Below are 3,457 nucleotides of genomic sequence, written 5' to 3' on the forward strand. Positions count from 1 at the left end.
CCTCTGATGCCGCCACCGCCATCAGCGGGGAGGGGGCGGTGGCATAGATGAAGGGCCGGCAGCGGTTGACGAGATAATCGCACAGCACGGCAGGTGCGGTCACCAGCGCGCCGGAGGCACCCAGCGCCTTGCCGCAGGTGTGCAGCACCACGACATTGTCGCGACCTTCGAGATCATGCGCGAGACCGCGACCGTCCGGGCCATAAACTCCCGTGGCATGCGCTTCGTCCACGAACAGGAATGCCTCGTGGCGGCCGGCGAGCTCGACCAATTCGGCAAGCGGGGCCCGGTTGCCGTCCATCGAGTAGAGGCTCTCGACCACGATCCAGGCGCGGCCGGTGCCGCCCCTTGCGCGCCAGGCCCGGATCGCATCGTTCACCGCGTCCGCGTCGTTATGCGTGACTTGCATCACCTCGGCCCGGCCGGCCCGCGCCCCGTCATGGGCGCTGGCATGGATGAGTTCGTCGAGCACGATCAGATCGCCCTTCTGCGGCAAGGTCGTCAGCACCGCGAAATTGGCGACATAACCGCTCCCGAAGAACAGCGCGCGCCCGGCGCCGAAGAAAGCGGCGGCCTCGGCTTCGAGCGTCTCATGCTCAGGCGTGTTGCCACACAACAACCGCGAGCCGGTGGCGCCAACCGGCATGCCATTTTCGAGCGCCGCGGCAACCGCCCGCGCCAGGCGCGGCGAGGCGGCCAGGGCAAGATAGTCGTTGGAGGCGAAGTCGAGACCTTCGCGCGCACTTAGGCTCCGCAGCCGGTGCCTGCGCGCCAGTCCCTGCAAGGTCGCGCTATAGCGGGCGAGGGGCGCTCCGTTCATTGCGCATCGAGTTCCATCGGCTTGATGCCGAGCCGGCTGAACAGCGCGCTGTCCTTGTCCTCTTGCGGGTTTTCGGCGGTCAGCAAGGTGTCGCCGACGAAGATCGAGTTCGCGCCCGCGAAAAAGCACAGCGCCTGCAACTCGTCGCTCATCGCCGTCCTGCCGGCGGAGAGCCTGACATAGGATCTCGGCATCATGATGCGTGCGAGCGCTATTGCGCGGACGAACTCGATCGGCTCAATGGATTCGGCTTGGGCAAGCGGGGTACCGGCGATCGGGATCAGCATGTTGATCGGAACGCTTTCCGGCGGCTCGGGCAGGTTGGCGAGCGTGACCAGCATGTCGATGCGGTCGGCTTTTTGCTCGCCCATGCCGACAATTCCGCCGCAGCAGACCTTCATGCCGGCCTCTCGGATATGGCCAAGCGTTTCCAGCCGGTCCGCGAAGATGCGGGTGGAAATGATCTCGCCGTAATAGCGCTCGGAGGTGTCGATGTTGTGGTTGTAGTAGTCGAGGCCGGCCTGTTTGAGCCGCTGCGCCTGGCCAGTATCGAGCATGCCGAGCGTCATGCAGGTCTCCATGCCGAGCGCCTTCACGCCCTCGATCATGGCGACGATCGCCTCCATGTCGCGCTCTTTCGGCCCGCGCCAGGCCGCACCCATGCAATAGCGCGTGGCGCCCGCGTCCCGCGCCTTCCTGGCCTCGACGACAACCCGTTCAACCTCCATCAGCTTCGAGGCCTTGAGCCCCGACGGGTAATGCGCCGACTGGCTGCAATAGCCGCAATCCTCCGGGCAACCGCCGGTCTTGATCGAGAGCAGGCGCGACAGCTGCACCCGGTTTTGATCGAAATACGCACGATGGACCGCCTGGGCTCGAAAGAGCAGGTCGTTGAACGGCAGGTCGTGAATTGCCTCGGCCGCTTCCCGGTTCCATCGGGGCTTTTCTCCGCCAATCAGTTCCATGCCCGGCCTCACCTCGGGTTCCATTCCAATCGTCATTGTCAAAAGCCTTTGTTGCTGGTCCGGTGAGCGCGTGGAAAAGTTCGTCAGTCGGCAAGCCCGGTCGGCTTTGACCCGCCGACCAGCGCCGGTACCGGGAGGGCGGCGCCGGCCTCGTCGAGGACAGAAAAGCTGTAACCTCCGTCGGCATTGCGCTCCACAGAATAGGTCAGCCGCCCGGTGATGTGATTGTTCCTGTTGAAGGTCAACACCCGCGGTCTGGTCCTGGTCAGCTGCGCCTCCTCCACATAGACCGAATTGCAGATGATGAGCGGATCCCCCGGCTGGCAGGTGCGTGCCGCGGCGCCATTGAGGATGCAACAGCGCGATCCGCGCTCGCCGAGAATCACATATGTCGAGATGCGCGCGCCCGAATTCTTGTTCCAGATCTCGACGAATTCCATCGGCAGGAGGCCTGCCTCCTCGCAATGGTCAGGGTCGAGCGTGATCGAGCCATGGTAGTTCAGATTGGCCTCGGTGACGTGGATGCCATGCAACTTGCCGGCGACGATCTTGCGCATCCCATTTCTCCCAACAAATGTCAGTTCAAGTGCGTGCAGATGTTCCCGTCGACCGGCATGTCCAGGCCGATGTCGAGGATCGGTGCGCTATGCGTCAGCCAGCCGACCGAGATGAGGTCGACGCCTGTGGCGGCAATCGCTGGAGCCGTTTTCGGCGTCACACGACCGGAAGCTTCGGTAATGGCGCGGCCGCCAACCATTGCCACCGCGCGGGCAAGCTCCTCAAGCGACATGTTGTCGAGCAGAACCGCGTCGACCCCCACCGTTAGGGCGACTTCGAGCTGTTCCAGCGTGTCGACCTCGACCTCGATCTTCACCATATGGCCGGCGGCTGCGCGCGCCCGCCCGATCGCCGTGCGGATGTCGCCGGCGATCGCGATGTGGTTGTCCTTGATGAGCACGGCGTCGTCGAGCCCGAAGCGGTGATTGGCGCCGCCGCCGGCGCGCACGGCGTATTTTTCCAGCGCGCGCAGGCCCGGCGTCGTTTTTCGCGTGCACACGATTTTTGCCTTGTGGTCGCGCACCGCGTCGACGATGGCCGCTGTGGCCGTCGCAATGCCGCTCAGATGACTGAGGAAGTTCAGCGCCGTGCGCTCGGCTGTCAGCAGGCCGCGTGCCGGTCCGCACACCTTGGCGATAATCTCGCCCGCAGCAACATCGCTGCCGTCAGGGCGCCGGATGTGCATGTCGATCGCAGGCTCCACGAGCAGGAAGGCGAACGCCACCAGATCGAGCCCGGCAACGACACCCGGCTGCCGTGCCTTGAGCACCAAGGTCGCCGTGCAATCAGGGGGAATCACCGCATCGCTCGTCAGATCGCCGCCTCGGCCCAAATCTTCCAAAAGCGCGGTCCGCACGATCGGTTCGATCACGATCGAGGGAAGAGGTGAGAGTGACCTCATATCAGGAGCTCCTTTTTCGGCGCCCGCCAGCCTAGTGCGACCGCGGCCTGCATTGCCATCTTGAGTGTCAGCCGTGACGGGCGCGGGTCCGCATCGCGGCCGGTAAAATCGGACCGGTAATGTGAACCGCGGCTCTCTTCTCGCCGCAGGCCAGCGATGGCGATCATCAGTGCGAGCGGATCGCAGGCGGCGGCGTTGTGGATTGCGATTGGC

At 64.7% G+C, this 3,457-nt stretch carries 4 protein-coding genes and 1 pseudogene; all 5 read right to left on the minus strand.

From position 1 onward, the window contains the following. Nucleotides 1-820 (minus strand): aminotransferase class I/II-fold pyridoxal phosphate-dependent enzyme (locus EOA85_RS30530; RefSeq protein WP_127212214.1); only part of this gene is annotated, 820 nt, incomplete at its 3' end. Next, the gene (bioB, locus tag EOA85_RS30535) at nucleotides 817-1,785 is read right to left on the minus strand and encodes a biotin synthase BioB (protein WP_245486150.1); all 969 of its coding nucleotides are present in this window, start codon (nucleotides 1,783-1,785) and stop codon (nucleotides 817-819) included. The genes bioB and EOA85_RS30530, both read right to left, overlap by 4 nt. Nucleotides 1,786-1,868: 83 nt before the next feature. Beyond that, entirely contained in the window at nucleotides 1,869-2,342 is a 474-nt protein-coding gene (gene panD, locus EOA85_RS30540) for an aspartate 1-decarboxylase (protein WP_127212216.1), read from the minus strand. A gap of 20 nt (nucleotides 2,343-2,362) precedes the next feature. Further along, entirely contained in the window at nucleotides 2,363-3,244 is an 882-nt protein-coding gene (gene nadC, locus EOA85_RS30545; protein ID WP_127212217.1) for a carboxylating nicotinate-nucleotide diphosphorylase, read from the minus strand. Then, nucleotides 3,241-3,457, minus strand: a pseudogene (locus tag EOA85_RS30550) (L-aspartate oxidase); the annotation flags it as partial. The gene nadC and the pseudogene EOA85_RS30550, both read right to left, overlap by 4 nt.

This window comes from Mesorhizobium sp. M5C.F.Ca.IN.020.29.1.1 (genome assembly GCF_003997375.1).
Taxonomy (GTDB): Bacteria; Pseudomonadota; Alphaproteobacteria; order Rhizobiales; family Rhizobiaceae; genus Mesorhizobium; species Mesorhizobium wenxiniae.